The 20,422-nt window shown below is 60.5% G+C and carries 21 protein-coding genes; 19 read left to right on the top strand and 2 right to left on the bottom strand.

The features are described 5' to 3' along the window. Nucleotides 1–46 precede the first annotated feature (46 nt). From ACQ4OB_RS16660 to ACQ4OB_RS16610, 11 genes are all read left to right on the top strand, one after another. Nucleotides 47–682, top strand: coding sequence for a MotA/TolQ/ExbB proton channel family protein (locus tag ACQ4OB_RS16660; RefSeq protein ID WP_046054381.1), 636 nt, complete (start codon nucleotides 47–49; stop codon nucleotides 680–682). After that, nucleotides 679–1,110, top strand: coding sequence for an ExbD/TolR family protein (locus tag ACQ4OB_RS16655; RefSeq protein ID WP_074879013.1), 432 nt, complete (start codon nucleotides 679–681; stop codon nucleotides 1,108–1,110). Before ACQ4OB_RS16660 ends, ACQ4OB_RS16655 begins: the two co-directional genes overlap by 4 nt. Then, nucleotides 1,110–2,120, top strand: coding sequence for a tetraacyldisaccharide 4'-kinase (lpxK, locus tag ACQ4OB_RS16650; protein ID WP_430956069.1), 1,011 nt, complete (start codon nucleotides 1,110–1,112; stop codon nucleotides 2,118–2,120). Before ACQ4OB_RS16655 ends, lpxK begins: the two co-directional genes overlap by 1 nt. 25 nt (nucleotides 2,121–2,145) lie before the next feature. Then, nucleotides 2,146–2,331 carry a Trm112 family protein gene (locus ACQ4OB_RS16645; RefSeq protein ID WP_007945752.1) on the top strand — a complete coding sequence of 62 codons (186 nt, stop codon included), beginning with the start codon at nucleotides 2,146–2,148 and terminating at the stop codon, nucleotides 2,329–2,331. Continuing rightward, nucleotides 2,328–3,092, top strand: a complete 765-nt coding sequence (gene kdsB, locus ACQ4OB_RS16640; protein WP_430956068.1) for a 3-deoxy-manno-octulosonate cytidylyltransferase — start codon at nucleotides 2,328–2,330, stop codon at nucleotides 3,090–3,092. The genes ACQ4OB_RS16645 and kdsB overlap by 4 nt, the downstream gene beginning before the upstream one ends. Next, nucleotides 3,092–3,556 (top strand): low molecular weight protein-tyrosine-phosphatase, encoded by a 465-nt coding sequence (locus ACQ4OB_RS16635; protein ID WP_074879007.1) that lies wholly within the window; start codon nucleotides 3,092–3,094, stop codon nucleotides 3,554–3,556. Before kdsB ends, ACQ4OB_RS16635 begins: the two co-directional genes overlap by 1 nt. Next, a complete protein-coding gene (gene murB / locus ACQ4OB_RS16630; protein WP_430956067.1) occupies nucleotides 3,553–4,572 on the top strand; it encodes a UDP-N-acetylmuramate dehydrogenase in 1,020 nt (339 codons plus the stop codon). Before ACQ4OB_RS16635 ends, murB begins: the two co-directional genes overlap by 4 nt. A 244-nt stretch (nucleotides 4,573–4,816) precedes the next feature. Beyond that, the gene (locus tag ACQ4OB_RS16625; RefSeq protein ID WP_074879003.1) at nucleotides 4,817–5,287 is read left to right on the top strand and encodes a (2Fe-2S)-binding protein; all 471 of its coding nucleotides are present in this window, start codon (nucleotides 4,817–4,819) and stop codon (nucleotides 5,285–5,287) included. Then, nucleotides 5,284–7,605: a molybdopterin cofactor-binding domain-containing protein gene (locus ACQ4OB_RS16620; RefSeq protein WP_430956066.1), complete on the top strand. Its 2,322-nt coding sequence runs from the start codon at nucleotides 5,284–5,286 to the stop codon at nucleotides 7,603–7,605. Before ACQ4OB_RS16625 ends, ACQ4OB_RS16620 begins: the two co-directional genes overlap by 4 nt. Continuing rightward, nucleotides 7,605–8,588 carry an XdhC family protein gene (locus ACQ4OB_RS16615; protein WP_430956065.1) on the top strand — a complete coding sequence of 328 codons (984 nt, stop codon included), beginning with the start codon at nucleotides 7,605–7,607 and terminating at the stop codon, nucleotides 8,586–8,588. The genes ACQ4OB_RS16620 and ACQ4OB_RS16615 overlap by 1 nt, the downstream gene beginning before the upstream one ends. Then, nucleotides 8,585–9,175 carry a nucleotidyltransferase family protein gene (locus tag ACQ4OB_RS16610; protein WP_430956064.1) on the top strand — a complete coding sequence of 197 codons (591 nt, stop codon included), beginning with the start codon at nucleotides 8,585–8,587 and terminating at the stop codon, nucleotides 9,173–9,175. The genes ACQ4OB_RS16615 and ACQ4OB_RS16610 overlap by 4 nt, the downstream gene beginning before the upstream one ends. A gap of 179 nt (nucleotides 9,176–9,354) precedes the next feature. Here the strand turns inward: ACQ4OB_RS16610 and rne are convergent, their stop codons facing one another. Continuing rightward, on the bottom strand, nucleotides 9,355–12,552 hold the full coding sequence (gene rne / locus ACQ4OB_RS16605) for a ribonuclease E (protein WP_430956063.1): 3,198 nt from the start codon (nucleotides 12,550–12,552) through the stop codon (nucleotides 9,355–9,357). Between the two features lie 700 nt (nucleotides 12,553–13,252). Between rne and rluC the strand changes: the two genes are divergently transcribed. From rluC to ACQ4OB_RS16590, 3 genes are read left to right on the top strand one after another with little or no spacing between them, the layout of a single operon-like run. Beyond that, nucleotides 13,253–14,215: a 23S rRNA pseudouridine(955/2504/2580) synthase RluC gene (rluC, locus tag ACQ4OB_RS16600; RefSeq protein WP_074878993.1), complete on the top strand. Its 963-nt coding sequence runs from the start codon at nucleotides 13,253–13,255 to the stop codon at nucleotides 14,213–14,215. Beyond that, nucleotides 14,202–14,864: an HAD-IA family hydrolase gene (locus tag ACQ4OB_RS16595; protein WP_102614833.1), complete on the top strand. Its 663-nt coding sequence runs from the start codon at nucleotides 14,202–14,204 to the stop codon at nucleotides 14,862–14,864. Before rluC ends, ACQ4OB_RS16595 begins: the two co-directional genes overlap by 14 nt. Before the next feature lie 24 nt (nucleotides 14,865–14,888). Further along, the gene (locus ACQ4OB_RS16590) at nucleotides 14,889–15,878 is read left to right on the top strand and encodes a S49 family peptidase (protein ID WP_430956062.1); all 990 of its coding nucleotides are present in this window, start codon (nucleotides 14,889–14,891) and stop codon (nucleotides 15,876–15,878) included. A 247-nt stretch (nucleotides 15,879–16,125) separates the two neighbouring features. Here ACQ4OB_RS16590 and ACQ4OB_RS16585 read toward each other — a convergent pair whose 3' ends face one another. Next, the gene (locus tag ACQ4OB_RS16585; protein ID WP_430956061.1) at nucleotides 16,126–16,704 is read right to left on the bottom strand and encodes a Maf family protein; all 579 of its coding nucleotides are present in this window, start codon (nucleotides 16,702–16,704) and stop codon (nucleotides 16,126–16,128) included. Nucleotides 16,705–16,810: 106 nt separating this feature from the next. Here ACQ4OB_RS16585 and ACQ4OB_RS16580 point away from each other — a divergent pair, with 106 nt between their 5' ends. The 5 genes from ACQ4OB_RS16580 (at nucleotide 16,811) to fabG (ending at nucleotide 20,373) form a co-directional block, all read left to right on the top strand. Beyond that, on the top strand, nucleotides 16,811–17,338 hold the full coding sequence (locus ACQ4OB_RS16580; RefSeq protein ID WP_004371317.1) for a YceD family protein: 528 nt from the start codon (nucleotides 16,811–16,813) through the stop codon (nucleotides 17,336–17,338). Between the two features lie 13 nt (nucleotides 17,339–17,351). Next, entirely contained in the window at nucleotides 17,352–17,534 is a 183-nt protein-coding gene (rpmF, locus tag ACQ4OB_RS16575) for a 50S ribosomal protein L32 (protein WP_008152339.1), read from the top strand. 4 nt (nucleotides 17,535–17,538) lie between these two features. Then, nucleotides 17,539–18,549 (top strand): phosphate acyltransferase PlsX, encoded by a 1,011-nt coding sequence (gene plsX / locus ACQ4OB_RS16570; protein ID WP_074878985.1) that lies wholly within the window; start codon nucleotides 17,539–17,541, stop codon nucleotides 18,547–18,549. A gap of 125 nt (nucleotides 18,550–18,674) precedes the next feature. Continuing rightward, entirely contained in the window at nucleotides 18,675–19,613 is a 939-nt protein-coding gene (gene fabD / locus ACQ4OB_RS16565) for an ACP S-malonyltransferase (RefSeq protein ID WP_074878982.1), read from the top strand. Nucleotides 19,614–19,629: 16 nt separating this feature from the next. Then, entirely contained in the window at nucleotides 19,630–20,373 is a 744-nt protein-coding gene (gene fabG, locus ACQ4OB_RS16560; protein ID WP_074878980.1) for a 3-oxoacyl-ACP reductase FabG, read from the top strand. The last annotated feature ends 49 nt before the right edge of the window (nucleotides 20,374–20,422 follow it).

Genomic DNA, 20,422 nt, shown 5'->3' with positions numbered 1-20,422 from the left:
CAGCCCCTATGTTAGAGTGGCGCACTTTTTCGAGGGGGCTGTCACTGTGTGGGAATTAGTCAAATCCGGCGGCTGGATGATGCTGCCGATCATTTTGAGTTCCATCGCGGCCATGGCAATCGTCGCCGAGCGTCTCTGGACCCTGCGAGCCAGCCGTGTGACCCCGGAGCATTTGCTCGGGCAAGTCTGGGTGTGGATCAAGGACAAGCAACTCAATAAAGAAAAACTCAAGGAATTGCGCGCCAACTCGCCGTTGGGCGAAATCCTCGCCGCTGGCCTGGCGAACTCCAAGCATGGTCGCGAGATCATGAAAGAGTGCATCGAAGAGGCTGCCGCACGGGTCATCCACGAGCTTGAACGCTACATCAATGCGTTGGGCACCATTGCTGCCATGGCCCCGTTACTGGGTCTGCTGGGGACGGTGCTGGGCATGATCGACATTTTCAGCGCGTTCATGGGCACGGGCATGGGCACCAATGCTGCAGTGCTGGCTGGCGGTATTTCCAAAGCGCTGATCACCACGGCGGCGGGCCTGATGGTCGGTATCCCGGCCGTATTCTTCCATCGATTCCTGCAACGCCGGATCGATGAACTGGTGGTGGGCATGGAGCAGGAAGCGATCAAACTGGTCGAGGTGGTACAGGGTGACCGTGATGTTGACCTGAATGGGGGCAAAGCGTGAAATTCCGCCGCAAACCGCGGGAAACGGTAGACATCAACCTCGCGTCTCTGATCGACGTGGTGTTTATCCTGCTGCTGTTTTTCGTCGTGACCACCACCTTTACCCGAGAAACCCAGTTGCGCGTGGATCTGCCGGAAGCAGTCAGCGGTTCGCCGGCCGAAGACCAGCAGGTCAAACACCTGGACGTTGCCATCAGTGCCGAAGGCGCCATCTCGGTGAATAATCAGGTCTTGCCCAAGAACGACCTGGCGACCCTGATGGACGCACTGCAGAAAGAATCCAGTGGCGACACCAACTTGCCGCTGTCCATCAGCGCCGACGGCAAGGCCCAGCATCAGTCCGTCATCACAGCTATGGACGCCGCCGGTAAACTCGGTTTCAGCCACCTGCGCATGACCACAGTCGAGGCGGCGCCGCCCGCGCCCTGATGGCCATGTCCGATCGCTTGCTCGCCGCGTGGTACCAGGGTCATCCGGCCCTGAAGCTGTTGCAGCCGCTGGAGTGGCTGTATCGGCGCGTGGTCATGAACAAGCGCAAGCGTTTTCTGGCGGGAGAGGGCGATATCTATCAACCGCCCGTGCCGCTGATCGTCGTGGGTAACATTACCGTCGGTGGCACCGGCAAGACGCCGCTGATTCTGTGGATGATCCAGCACTGCCAGCGCAGCGGTTTGCGGGTCGGGGTGGTCAGTCGAGGTTATGGCGCCAAGCCACCGCACTTGCCGTGGCGAGTCGAGGCGGATCAAAGCGCCGATATCGCTGGTGACGAACCGCTGTTGATCGTCCAGCGCACCGGCGTCCCGTTGATGATCGACCCGGACCGCAGCAGTGCCGTCAAAGCGCTGCTGGCGAATGAGCCATTGGACCTGATCCTGTCCGACGACGGCATGCAGCATTACCGTCTGGCCCGCGACCTTGAACTGGTGCTGATCGACGCCGCCCGCGGCCTGGGCAACCAGCGTTGCCTGCCCGCCGGGCCGTTGCGTGAGCCGGCCGAGCGTCTGCAAAGTGTCGACGCAGTGCTCTACAACGGTGCCGCTGCCGATCGCGACGGCGGTTTCGCCTTCCAGCTTCAACCCACCGAATTGATCAATCTGCGCAGCGGCGAGCGGCGTCCCCTCGACCACTTCCCCGCGGGCCAGGCGCTGCACGCCGTGGCCGGGATCGGCAATCCGCAGCGTTTCTTCACAACCCTCGAAACGCTACACTGGCAACCGGTGCCGCATGCGTTTGCCGACCACGCCGAATACAGCGTGCAAGCCTTGAATTTCACACCGTCATTGCCGTTGGTGATGACCGAAAAGGACGCGGTGAAGTGCCGTGCCTTCGCCGCCGCCGATTGGTGGTACCTGGCGGTCGATGCTGCGCCATCGCCGGCCTTCGTGGCCTGGTTCGATACGCAGCTGATGCGCCTGTTGCCGGCTCGTCTTTTGCCTTAAATCCGTTTTTATCCAGGGAATGCTCATGGACACCAAATTGCTCGATATCCTCGCTTGCCCGGTCTGCAAAGGCCCGCTCAAGCTCAGTGCCGACAAAACCGAGCTGATCAGCAAGGGCGCAGGCCTGGCTTACCCGATTCGCGACGGCATCCCGGTGATGCTCGAAACCGAAGCTCGCACCCTGACCACCGACGAGCGTCTGGATAAATGACCACAGCCTTTACCGTTGTCATTCCATCGCGCTACGCCTCCACTCGCTTGCCAGGCAAGCCGCTGTTGCTGATCGCCGGCAAGCCGATGATCCAGCACGTCTGGGAACAGGCGAGCAAAAGCAGTGCGCAACGCGTGGTGGTGGCCACTGACGATGCGCGCATCGTCGAGGCCTGCAAAGGGTTTGGCGCTGAAGTGGTGCTGACCCGCGAAGATCACAATTCCGGCACCGACCGTTTGGCCGAAGTCGCCGCGAAACTGGGTCTGACGCCCGACGCCATTGTGGTCAACGTCCAGGGTGACGAACCGCTGATCCCGCCGAGCGTGATCGACCAGGTGGCTGCCAACCTGGCCGCCCACACCGAAGCGCGCATGGCCACGCTGGCCGAGCCGATCGAAGATGTGGAAACCCTGTTCAATCCCAATGTGGTCAAGGTTGTCAGCGACCTTAATGGCCTGGCACTGACCTTCAGTCGTGCCACGTTGCCGTGGGCCCGGGACGCGTTCGCCAAAAGCCGCGAGCAATTGCCGGAAGGCGTGCCCTATCGCCGCCACATCGGCATCTATGCCTACCGCGCCGGTTTCCTGCATGACTTTGTCAGCTGGGGACCTTGCTGGCTGGAAAATACTGAATCCCTGGAACAGCTGCGTGCCCTGTGGCATGGCGTGCGGATTCACGTCGCCGACGCGCTGATCGCACCGCCGACCGGCGTCGATACCATCGAAGACCTTGAGCGCGTTCGTCGCCTGCTGGAGGCCTGATGCGGGTTTTGTTTGTCTGCCTGGGCAACATCTGCCGTTCACCCACGGCCGAAGGCGTGTTGCGACACAAACTGCGCGAGGCGGGGCTGGCCGATCAAATCGAAGTCGCCTCCGCGGGTACCGGTGACTGGCACGTCGGCAAGGCGCCGGACAAGCGCAGCCAGGCGGCAGCCAGGCTGCGCGGTTATGACCTGTCCGCCCAGCGCGCACAGCAAGTGTCCCGCGCCGATTTCGCCACCTACGACCTGATTCTGGCGATGGACCACAGCAACCTGCGCAACCTCGAGGCCATGCAACCGGCCAAGGGCAAAGCCGAGCTGGACCTGTTTTTGCGTCGCTACCAGTCGGAAATCGATGAAGTGCCGGATCCGTACTACGACGGTGACCAAGGTTTTGAACAGGTGCTGGACCTGATCGAGCGCGCCAGTGATTTGCTGGTGATCGAATTGAAGGGACGGCTATGAGTTTGCTGGTCCAACCCCGGGTTTCGCTCAAGCCGTTCAACACCTTCGGCGTCGACGTTCAGGCCCGGCTGTTTGCCGAAGCCCATAGCGATGCCGACGTGCGTGAAGCCCTGGCTTATGCGGCGGAACATGACGTGCCGTTGCTGGTGATTGGCGGTGGCAGCAACCTGCTGCTGACGGCCGATATCCAGTCGCTGGTGCTGCGCATGGCCACCCGCGGGATTCGCATCCTGAGCGATGACGGCAGCAAAGTCGTGATCGAAGCCGAGGCCGGCGAGCCTTGGCATCCGTTCGTGCAACACACCCTGGCGCTGGGGTTGTCGGGGCTGGAGAACCTCAGCCTGATCCCCGGCACTGTCGGTGCGGCACCGATGCAGAACATCGGCGCCTACGGCGTGGAGATCAAGGACGTGTTCGCCGGCCTGACCGCGCTGGATCGCCAGACCGGCGACTTGCGGGATTTCACTCTGGAAGAATGTAACTTCGCCTACCGCGACAGCCTGTTCAAACAGGAACCGGGGCGTTGGTTGATCCTGCGGGTTCGTTTCATCCTGGACCGCGCCGCGCACCTGCATCTGGAGTACGGCCCGGTGCGTCAGCGCCTGACCGAACAAGGTATCGATCATCCGACCGCCACCGATGTCAGCCAGGCGATTTGCAGCATCCGCAATGAAAAGCTTCCGGACCCGGCAGTGCTCGGCAATGCCGGCAGCTTCTTCAAGAATCCTTTGGTGCCGGCGGCGCTTGTCGCGCAACTCAAAGGTGAATACCCGGATTTGGTGGCCTACTCGCAACCCGACGGGCAGATGAAACTGGCGGCGGGCTGGCTGATCGAGCGGGCTGGCTGGAAAGGTTTCCGTGACGCCGATGCCGGCGTGCATAAATTGCAGGCGTTGGTGCTGGTCAACTACGGCAACGCGACCGGCCTGCAATTGCTGAACCTGGCGCAACGCATTCAGAAAGACATTTCAGAACGTTTTCATGTCGATCTGGAAATGGAGCCCAATCGGTATTGAGGCTACGCTTTCAAGACTGATCTCAAAGCCCTGCACACGTTTAACGGTGCAGGGCTTTTTTGTTAATGCTGGGTTAACTTAGCCACCTAACGATGCAAACGTTTGCTCCACCAAAGGCCCGATGCAGACGCTACCGTCCGCATAAGAGAGCCCATTTAGCCTGAGCCGATCTGCGTGATGCCAACCGCCAACCTTTGGCGGCAGATTGCTCGACCCCATAACCGATAACTATGCGGGCGTGCCCATGATTACCCTGAAGCTCAATGGTCAAGACCATCAACTCGACGTCACCGAGGACATGCCGCTGCTCTGGGCAATCCGCGACGTGGCCGGTTACAACGGCACCAAATTCGGCTGCGGCATGGGCCTGTGCGGCGCGTGCACCATCCATATCGACGGCGCCCCGGCGCGCAGTTGCATCACGCCGATCGGTTCGGTGGTCGGCCAGAACGTCACTACAATCGAAAACCTGCACGCCGATCCGGTCGGGCAAGTCGTCCAGCAAGCCTGGCTCGACACCGCCGTCGCCCAGTGCGGTTTCTGTCAGGGCGGGCAGATCATGTCCGCCACGGCGCTGCTCAAGACCCACCCGAACCCCAGCGACGAACAGATCGAAGAGGCAATGGTCGGCAATATTTGCCGCTGCGGCACGTACAACCGCATCAAAACCGCCATCCGCCAGGCATCCACTCACCTGAAGGAGGCCAAGGCATGAGTCAGTTACCGAATGATTTCGCGCTGAGCAACTTCAGTCGCCGCGGTTTCCTCAAAGGCGTTGGTGCCACCAGTGCATTGGTTTTAGCGGCGAGCTGGGGCTGGCAAGACGCTTTCGCCGCCGAGAAAGACAAGAAATTCGGCGCCGATGGCATGCCCAACGGCTGGATCGATGATCCCAAGGTGTACGTCAGCATCGCCGCTGACGGCAAGGTGACCGTGGTCTGCAACCGCTCGGAAATGGGCCAGGGTGTGCGCACCAGCCTGACGATGGTGGTGGCCGATGAACTGGAAGCCGACTGGGCGATGATGAAGGTGCAACAGGCGCCGGGCGATGAAGTGCGCTTCGGCAACCAGGACACCGATGGCTCGCGCAGCATGCGCCACTGGTACGAGCCGATGCGTCGCTGCGGTGCTGCCGCGCGGACCATGCTTGAACAAGCCGCTGCCGAACAGTGGAAAGTGCCGGTCGGCGAATGCCATGCGCAACTGCATAAAGTCATCCATAAACCGACCGGCCGTGAATTGGGTTACGGCGCCTTGGCCGCCGCTGCCGGTGCGTTGGCAGTGCCGGCGCGTGACAGCCTGCGACTCAAGCAACCGTCGGAATTCCGCTACATCGGCAAGGAAGGCGCCAAGGCCATCGACGGTGTCGACATCGTCAACGGTCGCGCCATTTACGGTGCAGACGTGCATTTCGACGGCATGCTCTACGCCACCATTGCGCGCCCTGCGGTGTACGGCGGCAAGGTCAAGTCCGTCGACTCCAGCGCCGCGATGAAAGTCCCGGGCGTGATCAAGGTCATTCAGATCGAAAATCGGCCACTGCCGCTGGAGTTTCAACCGCTGGGCGGCGTGGCCGTGGTCGCCAGTAATACCTGGGCGGCGATCAAGGGCCGCGAAGCGCTGAAAATCGAGTGGGACGATGGCCCCAACGCCAGTTACGACTCGATCGCCTACCGCAAGGAAATTGAGGCAGCCTCCCTCAAACCCGGCAAAGTGGTGCGCAATACCGGCAATATCGACGAAGCCATGAGCAGTGCCGACAACACCGTCGAGGCCTCCTATTACCTGCCGCATCTCACGCAAGCACCCATGGAGCCGATGGTCGCCATCGCCCGCTTCAAGGACGGTGTGTGCGAAGCCTGGGCCCCAAGCCAGGCCCCCCAAGTCACTCGCGAACGTATTGGCGAGCGCCTCGGCATTCCGTTCGATAACGTCACCTTCAACGTCACCTTGCTGGGCGGCGGTTTCGGGCGTAAATCCAAACCGGACTTCATCATCGAAGCAGCCATCCTCGCCAAGGAGTTCCCCGGCAAGGCCGTGCGGGTGCAATGGACCCGTGAAGACGACATCCACTGCTCCTATTTCCACACGGTATCCGCCGAGTACCTGAAAGCCAGCCTGAACAAGGACGGCCTGCCGTCCGGCTGGTTGCACCGCACCGTGGCGCCGAGCATCACCGCGCTGTTCGCGCCGGGCATGAACCACGAGGCGGCCTTCGAACTGGGCATGGGTTTCACCAACATGGCTTACGCGATTCCGAACGTGCGCCTGGAAAACCCCGAAGCGACGGTCCATACCCGGGTCGGCTGGTATCGCTCGGTGTCGAACATTCCACACGGCTTTGCGATTCAAAGCTTTGTCGATGAACTGGCGCACAAGGCCGGCCAGGATCCGCTCAAGTACCAGATCAAATTGCTTGGTCCGGACCGGCAGATTGATCCGCGCACCTTGAGTGAAGAGTGGAACTACGGCGAATCCCCCGAGCGTTATCCGATCGACACCGCGCGGATGCGCACGGTACTGGAAACCGCAGCCAAAGCCGCCGGTTGGGGCCGTGAGTTGCCCAAGGGCCGAGGCCTGGGCCTGGCGGTGCATTACAGCTTCGTGACTTATGTGGCGGCGGTGATCGAGGTCGAAGTCAAAGACGACGGCACGCTGATCGTGCACAAGGCTGACATCGCGGTGGATTGCGGACCGCAGATCAACCCCGAGCGGATTCGCTCGCAGTTCGAAGGCGCCTGTGTCATGGGCCTGGGCAACGCGGTGCTGGGGGAAATCAGCTTCAAGGACGGCAAGGTCCAGCAGGACAACTTCCACATGTACGAAGTGGCGCGCATGTCCCTGGCGCCGAAGGAAGTTGCGGTGCATCTGGTCACACCACCAGGCAATGTGCCATTGGGCGGGGTCGGTGAACCTGGCGTGCCGCCGATTGCGCCGGCGCTGTGCAATGCAATCTTTGCCGCCACCGGCAAACGCATCCGCAACCTGCCGGTTCGCTATCAGCTGCAAGGTTGGCAGAAGGCGCAAGCCTGATGGACAGCGTCGATCTGAACGTCCTGCGCAGCGTGCTCGAATGGCGCCGCGCCGGTCAGCGGGTGGTGTTGTACAGCGTGGTCCAGACCTGGGGCACCGCGCCGCGGGCACCTGGCGCCATGCTGGCCTTGCGTGAAGATGGCGTGGTGATTGGTTCGGTGTCCGGTGGTTGTGTCGAAGACGATTTGATTGCCCGCCTGCACGACGGTCGTATTCCTGCCGATGGGCCGCCGGTGCGGTTGATCACTTACGGCGTCACCCATGAGGAGGCGGCACGCTTCGGTTTGCCGTGCGGCGGCACCTTGCGCCTGACCGAGGAGCGGGTCGGCGATCCGGCTTGGGTTGCCGAGTTGCTGGCGCGCTGCGAGGCGCATGAAATCGTGGCTCGCTCGCTCAGTGTCGAGACGGGTGAAGTCACGCTGCAACCGGCTGACAAGACTGATGTGCTGACGTTCGATGGCAAGACATTGCGGGCCATTTACGGTCCGCGTTGGCGGCTGTTGCTGATCGGTGCGGGGCAGTTGTCCCGGTATGTCGCCGAGATGGCGCGGCTGCTGGATTTCGAAGTGCTGATCTGCGATCCGCGTACCGAGTTCGTTTATGGCTGGGAACAGCAGCACGGGCGCTTTGTTTCGGGCATGCCCGATGAAGCGGTGCTCAGCATCCAGACTGACGAGCGCACCGCCATTGTCGCCCTGACCCACGATCCTCGCCTCGATGACATGGCCTTGCTCACCGCTTTGGACTCCAAGGCGTTTTATGTCGGTGCGCTGGGGTCGCGGGTCAACAGCTTGAAGCGCCGGGACAATCTGGCTCAGCTAGGCTTGTCACAAGAGGCTATCGCTCGGTTGCACGGCCCGATCGGTTTGCACATTGGCAGCCACACGCCGGCGGAAATCGCCTTGTCGCTGCTGGCCGAAATCGTCGCGATCAAGAACGGTGTCGAGCTCAAGCAGAAGAAGCTGTTGCAGGAGGTGGTATGAGCGAACCCATCGGCGTCGTTGTGCTGGCAGCAGGGCAGGGCCGTCGGTTTCGACAGGAGGCCGGTGTCGAGCGGGACAAGCTGGTAGCGGATTGCACGGGGCGCGACGGCGCTGTGCATTCGGTGATCGAGCAAGTGCTGGTGAATTTGCCGGCGTCCCTTGAGAAGCGCGTCCTGGTGACCACTGTGGATCGACCGCAGGTGACCCGCATGGCCAAGGCTTATGGTTGCGAAATCGTGCTGATTGAATCGACCGGCATGGGCGACAGCATCGCGGCCGGGGTAGCGGCCTGTCCGCAGCTCGGTGGCTGGCTGATCGTGCTGGGGGATATGCCGTTCATCCTTCCATCGAGTATTGAGCAGGTGGTGGCGGGGATTGCTGATGACGCCGTCAGTGTTCCGGTGCATCAAGACGAGTATGGGCATCCGGTGGGATTTGGGCGCAGCTTTGGTGCCGCGTTGATGGCGTTGTCCGGTGATCGAGGCGCCAAGGCGTTGTTTGCGCAGGCCCGGGTGGTCGAGGTAGCCGTGGACGATCCCGGGGTGTTGTGGGATGTGGATGTGCCAGAGAAGTTGACCTTCAAGTAGCCTTGGAACAGATTCCCTGTGGAAGCGAGCCTGCTCGCGATAGCGTTGGATCAGCGTACATAAATATCGAATGTTAAACCGCCATCGCGAGCTGGCTCACTCCCACAGAGGGGGATGTTCATGGACATAAAAAAGCCCCGCCTGGATCACCAGGCGGGGCTTTTTATTAGCCGATGGAATCAGACGAGAGGTTTAGGCTCGTGTTCTTTTTCCAGGGCTTGTTCGTGTTGCTCTACCGCTTCCTGAACGGAGCGCGGTGCTTCGTCGATCGCCGATGCGGCAGGTTCAGCAGCAGCGACTTCAGCAGCCGGGGCAGGTGCTGCCTCGACGACTTCAGCGACAACCGGTGCTGGTTCGGCAGCAGCCGGAGCAGCAGCGGCAGCCAGTTCGGCTTCCTTCTGCAGACGCTCCTCTTCACGCTTGCGGCGACGCACTTCACGTGGGTCGTTCGGCGCACGGCCACTTGGCGTCAGGGCGCTGACAGGGGCGGCGTCGACTTGCGGTGCGGCCACTTCGGCAACAACCGGTGCTTCAACCACTGGAGCAGGCTCTGCAGCAGCAACCACTGGCTCGGACACCATGGCTTCGGCTTCCGGCGCTTCGGCGACAGGTGGCTCGGCAACCCAGTTGAACGCCGTTTGCTCTTCGCGAACTTCACGGACAGCTTCGGTTACTGTTTCGCTGGCTGTTTCGGCAACCGGTTCTGCGCTAACCACTGGCTCAGCGGCAGCTTCAACGACAGGCTGTGCTTCACGAACCGGAGCCACTTCGATTTCCGGAGCAGCGGTGGCTTCGACCGGAGTCGTTGCTTCAACCACTGGCGCTTCCACTGGAGCAGTTTCCAGGGTGGCGGCAGTCGCGCGTTCGGCTTGCTCGTTAGCCTGTGCTTCGGCTGGAGCGCTGATCACGGTGCTGGCAACAGCTGCGGTAACAGCCAGGCCGGCGGCCAGATCGGCAGCGCTTGGGGCTTCGCTGGTTTCAGCCGCTTCGTTACCTTCGGCGGACTCGGATTCTTCCGAACCTTCGATCACATTACCGTTGGCATCGCGCTGACGCTCACGACGGTTGCTGCGACGACGCTGGCCACGGGAGCGGCGGCGTGGACGATCGCCTTCGGCGCCATCCTGACCGTCTTCCTGCGGTTGCTCTTCGTTGGTAACCAGTTCTTCTTCAGCTACTGCGGCGGCGGCTTGCTCGGCACGTGGCTGACGTTCTTCACGCGGTGGGCGTGGAGCACGTTCTTCACGTGGCTGGCGGGCTGGACGCTCTTCAGCGGTAACAGCGGCGGCCGGAGCGGCATCCAGAGGCTCGCGCAGTTCACGGACCGGACGCTCTTCACGATCGCCACGTGGCTTGCGATCTTCGCGAGGAGCGCGCGGTGCACGTTCTTCACGCGGGGCGCGTGGTGCGCGCTCTTCACGTGGAGCGCGTTCTTCGCGGGCGACTGCTACTGCTGGCGTTTCTTCGCGGGCTTCGCGGGGCTCACGCGGTGCGCGTTCTTCACGCGGTGCACGTTCCTCGCGAGGCTTGCGTTCTTCATCGCGGCGACCATTACGGTTGCGGCTCTGCTGACGGCCGTTGCGACGCTCTTCGTTGCGGGCCGGACGCTCGGTGGTCGCCGGTTTTTCAACCACCACCGGAGCAGCAGGCTCTTCCTTGGTCGCGAACAGGCTGACCAGCGACTTCACCAGGCCTTTGAACAGGCTTGGCTCTGGCGCGGCGGCCGGTGCGGCAACAGGTGGGGCAGCGACGACTTCGGTCGGAACCGGAGCGTTGGCGCGAGCCGGAGCCGTCTTGACCGCGGCTTCCTGGCGAACCAGGGTGCGGGTCGCAGCGGCTGGCTGGACTTCTTCGACTTCGGCAGCGGCAGCAGCGATTTCGTAGCTGGACTGGCCGACCGCGGCTTCCGGGCTGTCATCGCGCAAACGCTGCACTTCGAAGTGCGGCGTTTCGAGGTGATCGTTCGGCAGAATGACGATGCGGGCGCGGGTGCGCAGTTCGATCTTGGTGATCGAGTTGCGTTTCTCGTTGAGCAGGAACGCGGCGACCGGGATCGGCACCTGGGCGCGAACTTCGGCGGTGCGGTCTTTCAGAGCTTCTTCTTCGATCAGGCGCAGGATCGCCAGCGAAAGCGATTCAACATCACGGATGATGCCGGTGCCGTTGCAACGCGGGCAAACGATGCCGCTGCTTTCGCCCAGGGATGGACGCAGGCGCTGACGGGACATTTCCAGCAGGCCGAAGCGCGAGATGCGACCGACTTGCACGCGAGCGCGGTCGGCTTCCAGGCATTCGCGGACTTTCTCTTCCACGGCGCGCTGGTTCTTGGCAGGGGTCATGTCGATGAAGTCGATGACGATCAGGCCGCCGATGTCGCGCAAGCGCAACTGACGGGCGATTTCTTCGGCGGCTTCAAGGTTGGTCTGCAGAGCGGTTTCTTCGATGTCGCTGCCTTTGGTGGCGCGCGCCGAGTTGATGTCGATGGACACCAGGGCTTCGGTCGGATCGATAACGATGGAGCCACCGGAAGGCAGTTCAACGACGCGCTGGAAAGCGGTCTCGATCTGGCTTTCGATCTGGAAACGGTTGAACAGCGGAACGCTGTCTTCGTACAGCTTGATCTTGCTGGCGTACTGCGGCATCACCTGGCGAATGAAGGTCAGGGCTTCGTCCTGTGCTTCAACGCTGTCGATCAGCACTTCGCCGATGTCCTGGCGCAGGTAATCGCGGATGGCGCGGATGATCACGTTGCTTTCCTGGTAGATCAGGAACGGCGCGGAGCGATCCAGCGAGGCTTCTTTGATGGCGGTCCACAGTTGCAGCAGGTAGTCGAGGTCCCACTGCATTTCTTCGCTGCTGCGGCCAAGGCCGGCAGTGCGAACGATCAGACCCATGTCGGCTGGGGCAACCAGGCCGTTCAGGGCTTCACGCAGTTCGTTGCGCTCTTCACCTTCGATGCGACGGGAAATACCGCCGGCACGCGGGTTGTTCGGCATCAGAACCAGGTAACGACCGGCCAGGCTGATGAAAGTGGTCAGGGCTGCGCCCTTGTTGCCACGTTCTTCTTTTTCGACCTGAACGATGACTTCCTGGCCTTCGCTCAGGACGTCCTTGATGTTGACGCGGCCTTCGGGGGCTTTCTTGAAGTATTCGCGGGAGATTTCTTTGAGGGGCAGGAAGCCGTGGCGCTCAGAGCCGAAATCGACAAAGGCAGCCTCCAGGCTTGGTTCGATGCGAGTAATCCGGCCTTTATAGATGTTGGCCTTTTTCTGCTCGCGTGCACCGGATTCGATGTCCAGGTCGTAGAGGCGTTGGCCATCTACCAGTGCAACGCGCAACTCTTCGGGTTGAGTTGCGTTAATCAGCATTCTTTTCATGTAGTACCGTCGGTTTCCGGGCTGCCGGAAACGGCGTTCGGCACACACGACTTCTCATGGTCGGTGTCAGGTGCGTCAGGAGTGGTTGGACACTCCAGTGTCTAGCGAACCCCGACCAATTGGGCCGGCATCGCGACGTACGCGTCCTGCTTGCTGTGGCTACTTAAGCACTCAGTCAGGAGGAGGAATCAACCAGCGGCTGTGGACGAGATGAAGCGTCTTGATAAAGCCTATTGCTACACAGTCCAGCGGTTGTGCATCTCCACCCTACACGTATCCCTGATAATTCGGGTGCTGCCGCGCGCAGAATCCGCAGCGGGTTGGCATTTACCGTGAGCTCCGAAAGGGGAGGTCACGCATCATGGCTAATTTAGGCGTTGTTTCCGCAGCGTTCGCTCGGGTTTGTTCGTAGCTGACTGCACTTTGTGAACTGGCCATGAATATTTGCTCGCAAGGCGAGTGAAAACTCTGCTTTGCGGCATGCTTCAGGCCTCATGTCACCTGCGCTCGTTACAACTGCAAACTCTACCGTTTCGTAGCGAAAGCCTCGTAGGACGGCCTCTCGTCCTCGTGAATTGCGTTGGTCAGGGCCGGTTTTTGACCGTTAGTCCGCTGTCCAGGCCACTTTTGGCGGCGTTCGCGACTATAGCAGCAATGATTAAGTGCTTCAATTCCATAAAAAATTGTTATCATCCGCGCCATGACGACTACAGCCCCTTCGACCCCAGCCGTACAACTGCTGGAGGTCTCGCCGGAATATGCCGGCCAACGAATTGACAACTTCCTTCTCGCTCGGCTCAAAGGCGTGCCCAAGACCTTGATTTACCGCATTTTGCGCAAAGGCGAAGTGCGAGTGAACAAAGGTCGGATCAAGCCCGAATACAAGCTGCAGGCGGGCGATATCGTGCGCGTGCCGCCGGTTCGCGTGCCTGAGCGCGACGAACCGGTACCGCTGGCACAAGGCCTGCTACAGCGCCTCGAAGCCTCGATTGTGTTCGAGGACAAGGCGTTGATCGTGATCAACAAGCCTTGCGGCATTGCGGTCCACGGTGGCAGCGGACTGACTTACGGGGTGATCGAAGCCTTTCGTCAGTTGCGTCCCGATTGCAAGGAGCTCGAATTGGTTCACCGTCTCGACCGTGACACCTCCGGCCTGCTGATGATCGCCAAGAAGCGCAGCATGCTGCGTCACTTGCACACGGCATTGCGTGGCGATGGCGTCGACAAGCGCTACATGGCGCTGGTTCGCGGCAACTGGGCGGCCTCGATCAAGCAAGTCCGGGCGTCGCTGGGCAAGAGCAATCTGCGCTCCGGCGAGCGTATGGTCGAAGTTGACGAGGAGGAGGGCAAAGAGTCCGTGACCGTGTTCAAGGTCCTGCGTCGTTTTGGCGACTTCGCTACCCTGATCGAAGCCAGGCCGATCACTGGCCGGACTCACCAGATCCGCGTTCACACCTTGCACGCCGGGCATTGCATTGCCGGTGACACCAAGTACGGCGATGAAGGCTTCAGCAAAGAGATTCGTGACCTGGGCGGCAAGCGCCTGTTCCTGCACGCCTACCTGCTGACTGTGCCGCTGCCGGATGGCGGTGAGCTGAAGTTGCAGGCGCCAGTCGACGAGATGTGGGCCAAAACTGTGGAGCGCCTGAGTGCACCCATCTGACTGCAAGCTGCTGATTTTCGATTGGGACGGCACGCTCGCCGACTCCATTGGTCGGATTGTCGAGTCGATGCATGTCGCATCCGAGCGCTCCGGTTTTCAGTTGCGCGATGATTTTGCTGTCAAGGGGATCATCGGTCTGGGCTTGCCGGAGGCGATTCGTACGTTGTATCCGGAAATCGGCGACGACGAATTGGTGGCCTTCCGTCAGCACTATGCTGATCACTACATCGCCTCGGAAGCCGTGCCTTCGCCGTTGTTCGAAGGGGTGGTCGAGTCGATGGAGGCGTTCCGTGCAGAGGGTTATCACTTGGCGGTCGCGACCGGCAAGGCTCGTCGCGGGCTGGATCGGGTGTTGAAGTCTCACGGTTGGGAAGATTATTTCGACATTACCCGCGCGGCCGACGAAACCGCCAGCAAGCCCCATCCGCTGATGCTCGAGCAGATCCTCGCTCACTGTGAGGTTCGCCCGGAGCAGGCGTTGATGGTGGGGGACTCGTCCTTTGACTTGCAGATGGCGCGCAATGCGGGCATGGATTCGGTGGCCGTCAGCTACGGCGCGCAATCGATCGAAGCGTTGAAATTATTCGGGCCGACACTGGCCATTGATCGTTTTTCAGAATTGCATGCCTGGCTGAGTCAGCGGGTTTAACAGGTTTTTGCTGGGGTAAATGTCATGACCGACGAATGGAAAGCGCCCGCCAAGGCAAGCGTAGAGAGCGGTGACGAGAAAAGCTGGAAGCTGCTGGAAAAGACCATGCTGGCCAGCGTGCAGGAGCAGCGCCGGTCCCGTCGCTGGGGGATTTTCTTCAAGCTGCTGACTTTTGTGTACCTGTTTGGCGCGTTGGTCCTGTTCACGCCCCTGATGGACATGGAGAAAGCCGCCACCCTCAGTGGCAACTACACCGCGCTGATCGACGTGACCGGCATGATCGCCGACAAGGAACCTGCCAGCGCTGACAACATCGTCGGCAGCCTGCGTGCAGCGTTCGAAGACAAGAAGGTCAAGGGTGTCATCCTGCGAATCAACAGTCCGGGTGGCAGTCCGGTGCAGTCAGGCTACGTCTATGACGAAATCCGTCGTTTGCGCGGCCTGCATCCGGACACCAAGCTTTACGCGGTGATCTCGGATTTGGGTGCTTCCGGTGCTTACTACATCGCCAGTGCGGCGGATCAGATCTATGCCGACAAGGCGAGCCTGGTGGGTTCCATTGGTGTGACCGCAGCCGGTTATGGCTTTGTCGGGACCATGGAGAAGCTGGGTGTCGAGCGTCGTACTTACACCTCGGGCGAGCACAAATCGTTCCTTGATCCGTTCCAGCCGCAGAAGCCTGAAGAAACCCGGTTCTGGCAGGGTGTGCTCGATACCACTCATCAGCAGTTCATCAGCAGCGTCAAGAAAGGTCGTGGCGACCGTCTCAAGGACAAGGAACATCCAGAGTTGTTCTCCGGGTTGGTCTGGTCGGGCGAGCAAGCGCTGCCGCTGGGTCTGATCGATGGTTTGGGGAATGCCAGTTCGGTGGCACGTGACGTGATCGGCGAGAAAGAGCTGGTGGATTTCACCGTTCAGGAATCGCCGTTCGACCGCTTCTCGAAAAAACTCGGTGCCAGTGTGGCTGAGCATCTGGCGATGTGGATGGGCTTCCAGGGGACTTCGTTGCGCTGATCGCCTTCGGCATAAAAAACCGGCCCAAGTGGCCGGTTTTTTAATGTCTGCACGATCCCTGTAGCAGCTGGCGAAGCCTGCGTTCGAGTGCGCAGCGCTCGCCAAACGATGCGCCGCAACCTTTCAGATAGACCGTGCAATCCGGATTTGCGAGCGCTGCGCACTCGAACGCAGGCTTCGCCAGCTGCTACACAATTGCGGTGTTCAGTAGGTTGCGCGCACGCAGGCTTCGTCAGCTACAGGGTGGTCAGGGGATTTGCACACCTTCGGCCAGCAACATGTCCACCAGGCGAATCAAGGGCAGGCCGATCAGGCTGGTAGCGTCAGGGCCTTCGGTGCTTTGAAACAGGCTCACCCCCAAACCTTCGGCTTTGAAGCTGCCAGCGCAGTCGTAGGGCTGTTCGGCGCGCAGGTAGCGTTCGATGCGTGCCTGATCGAGCGAGCGCATGTGTACGGTGAACGGCACGCAGTCGACCTGGCATTCACCCGTCTGGCTGTTGAGCAGGGCCAGGCCGGTAAGGAAGGTCACGCTGGCACCGCTAGACGCCAGCAATTGTTCGCGGGCCTTTTCGAAGGTGTGCGGTTTGCCGATAATCCGCTCGCCGAGCACCGCAACCTGGTCGGAGCCGATAATCAAGTGGGCGGGGTGACTGCTGGCCAGCGCGCGTGCTTTTTCCTTGGCAAGACGCTTTACCAGCTCGACGGCAGGCTCACCCGATCGGTGGCTTTCGTCGATATCCGGCGAGCTGCAGGTGAACGGCAGCTGCAGGCGGGCCAGCAATTCCCGGCGATAAACCGAGCTTGAAGCGAGTAATAAAGGCAGCATGCGCATCTCCAAAAGGCAGGCGCGAATTCTAACGGAGGCTTGCAAGTGACGGACAGGGCTGAATTTCCTTTGACATGGCTGGGGGCATCCCTATAATGCTGCGCCTATGTTGAATGACCCGATTCCACCTCACGTTGACCCGCGCAAATTGGCTGATCGTGGCACCACCCTTCAAGGTGAACTGCTGCTGGCCGATTTGGAGAGACTCTGCGACCCGCTTTCCGACACTGTCGGTACGGTGCAGGCTAAATTCGTTTTTGAACGAGATGAACGTAAGTCTGTGGTAATCCACAGTTTTATCGACACCGAAGTCAAAATGGTTTGCCAGCGTTGTCTTGAGCTGGTCACCCTGCCGATCCATAGCGAATGCAGTTATGCTGTGGTGAAGGAGGGTGCGAATACCCAGTCGTTGCCGAAAGGTTATGACGTGCTGGAACTGGGCGAAGATCCATTGGATCTGCAGTCACTGATCGAGGAGGAGCTTCTGCTCGCCTTGCCCATTGTGCCTGCTCATCATCCGGAAGAATGCCAGCAGCCGGCGGGTCTCGATGAGCCCGAACCGAGCGAGGACGAGGTAACGCGGTCCAACCCGTTCAGTGTATTGGCGCAGTTAAAGCGTGACCCAAACGTTTAGGAGTTAATCAATTATGGCTGTTCAGCAGAACAAAAAATCCCGCTCTGCCCGTGACATGCGTCGTTCGCACGACGCCCTGACGGCAAGCACTCTGTCTGTAGAAAAAACCACCGGTGAAATTCACCTGCGTCACCACGTATCGCCAGAAGGCGTATACCGTGGCCGTAAAGTGATCGACAAGGGCGCTGACGAGTAATCACTTGTCTGCTCAAGTCATCGCGATTGACGCAATGGGCGGGGACTTCGGTCCCCGCAGCATTGTTCAGGCCAGCCTTGCTTGCCTGTCTGCTACGCCCTCGCTGCACCTGACCCTCGTCGGTCAACCCTCCCTTCTTGAAGAATTGCTCTCTGGCCAATCGGCTGTGGATCGCTCGCGCCTGTCGATCGTGCCGGCGTCCGAAGTCATCACCATGGACGAAAAGCCTGCCCAGGCCCTGCGCGGCAAGCCCGACTCGTCGATGCGCGTGGCGCTGGAATTGCTGCGAGACGGCAAGGTGCAGGCCTGTGTCAGCGCCGGCAATACCGGTGCGCTGATGGCGTTGTCGCGGTTTGTGCTCAAGACCTTGCCGGGCATTGATCGGCCGGCAATGGTGGCGGCGATTCCGACGCAGAAGGGTTATTGCCAGTTGCTCGACCTGGGTGCCAATGTCGATTGCAGTGCCGAGCATCTATTGCAGTTCGCTGTGATGGGGTCGGTGGCGGCGGAAACCCTGGGCATTGTTCGTCCGCGAGTGGCGCTGTTGAACATTGGTACTGAAGACATCAAGGGTAATCAGCAGGTCAAGCTGGCTGCAACATTGTTGCAAAGTGCTCGTGGTATCAACTACATCGGTTTTGTCGAGGGTGACGGTGTGTACCGTGGCGAGGCGGATGTGGTGGTGTGTGACGGTTTTGTCGGCAATATCCTGCTCAAGTCCAGCGAAGGCCTGGCGACCATGATTGCCGCGCGCATCGAAGCCTTGTTCAAGAAAAATCTTGCGTCGAAAGTGGTCGGTGCTCTGGCTTTGCCGCTGATGAAACGCTTGCAAGCTGATCTGGCGCCTGCGCGGCATAACGGCGCAAGTTTCCTCGGTTTGCAGGGGATTGTGGTGAAAAGCCATGGTTCGGCGGGGGTTCAGGGCTTCCAGAGTGCGATTCAGCGTGCCTTGATCGAGATTCAGGAAAACCTGCCGGAACGCATTCACGGTCGTCTTGAGGATTTGTTGCTTTAGGCGTTTTCGTCGGACAATGCTTAAATGTGACCGCTCAGTTCAATTTGCCATCCAACTGTCAGTTTCTTGCGTCCCTCCTGCGGGACGTCAATTATCCGACGACAAGATCATTAGGGGCTTGTTACATGTCTGCTTCCCTCGCATTCGTCTTTCCGGGACAGGGTTCGCAGTCCCTCGGCATGCTGGCCGAGTTGGGCGCACAACATCCGGTTGTCCTCGAAACATTCAAAGAAGCTTCCGATGCTCTGGGTTACGACCTGTGGGTACTGACCCAGCAAGGGCCGGAAGAGCAACTCAATCAAACCGATAAAACCCAGCCGGCCATTCTGACCGCCTCGATTGCCTTGTGGCGTCTGTGGCTGGCTGAAGGCGGTGCGCGTCCGGCTTATGTTGCCGGGCACAGTCTGGGCGAATACAGTGCTCTGGTCGCTGCGGGCAGCCTGAGCCTGGGCGACGCGGTCAAGCTGGTTGAACGCCGTGGTCAGTTGATGCAGGAAGCCGTGCCGGCCGGGCAAGGTGGCATGGCCGCCATTCTCGGTCTGGACGATGCGGATGTGCTGGCAGCCTGTGCCGAAGCGGCGCAAGGCGAAGTGGTGAGTGCGGTCAACTTCAACTCGCCAGGCCAGGTAGTCATCGCCGGTGCCAAGGCTGCGGTCGAGCGCGCCATCGAAGGCTGCAAGGCTCGTGGTGCCAAGCGCGCCATGCCGTTGCCGGTCAGCGTGCCGTCTCATTGCGAGTTGATGCGTCCGGCGGCCGAGCGTTTTGCCGAGTCGATCGCAGCGATCGATTGGCAGGCGCCGCAGATTCCGCTGGTTCAGAACGTCAGCGCCAGTGTGCCGGCCGATCTGGAAACCCTCAAGCGCGATCTGCTCGAGCAGCTCTACAAGCCTGTACGCTGGGTCGAATCGGTTCAGGCGCTGGCCGCCAAAGGTGCTACCCAGTTGGTCGAGTGCGGCCCGGGCAAAGTGCTGGCTGGCCTGAACAAGCGTTGCGCCGAAGGCGTGTCGACATCCAACCTCAATACCCCCGACGCCTTCGCTGCCGCTCGCGCAGCGTTGGCCTGAATCAGGAGAAGCCTGCATGAGTCTGCAAGGTAAAGTTGCACTGGTCACTGGCGCGAGCCGCGGTATCGGCCAGGCTATCGCCCTGGAATTGGGTCGTCAGGGCGCCATCGTTATCGGCACTGCGACGTCTGCCTCGGGTGCCGAGCGCATTGCGGCAACCCTGGCGGAAAACGGGATTCAAGGCACTGGCCTGGAACTCAATGTCACCAGCGACGAATCCGTTGCGGCAGTACTGGCGAGCATTACATCGCAGTTCGGTGCGCCGGCGATCCTGGTCAACAATGCCGGTATCACCCGCGATAATCTGATAATGCGGATGAAAAATGACGAATGGCATGATGTCGTCGATACCAACCTGAACAGTCTGTTTCGCCTGTCCAAGGGCGTTTTGCGCGGCATGACCAAAGCCCGTTGGGGACGAATTATCAGTATTGGCTCGGTTGTGGGTGCCATGGGCAACGCAGGCCAAGTAAACTACGCAGCCGCCAAGGCCGGTCTGGAAGGTTTCAGTCGTTCCCTGGCGCGTGAAGTCGGTTCGCGTTCGATTACGGTAAACTCGGTGGCCCCTGGGTTCATCGACACCGATATGACCCGCGAATTGCCTGAGGCACAGCGTGAAGCCTTGCAGACGCAGATTCCGCTGGGCCGTCTGGGGCAAGCTCAAGAGATCGCGTCTGTGGTCGCTTTTCTTGCATCCGACGGTGCGGCTTACGTTACTGGGGCTACAATCCCGGTGAACGGCGGGATGTACATGAGTTAAATGTGACGGATTGCTTCAAAAAAATGTCATACGAGCTGTCTAAAATCCG

The sequence above is a fragment of the Pseudomonas sp. ES4 genome (assembly GCF_050586665.1).
Classification (GTDB): Bacteria; Pseudomonadota; Gammaproteobacteria; order Pseudomonadales; family Pseudomonadaceae; genus Aquipseudomonas; species Aquipseudomonas frederiksbergensis.
Note: the sequence above shows the minus strand (reverse complement) of the source record. Positions and strands in the feature narration are given on the sequence as shown.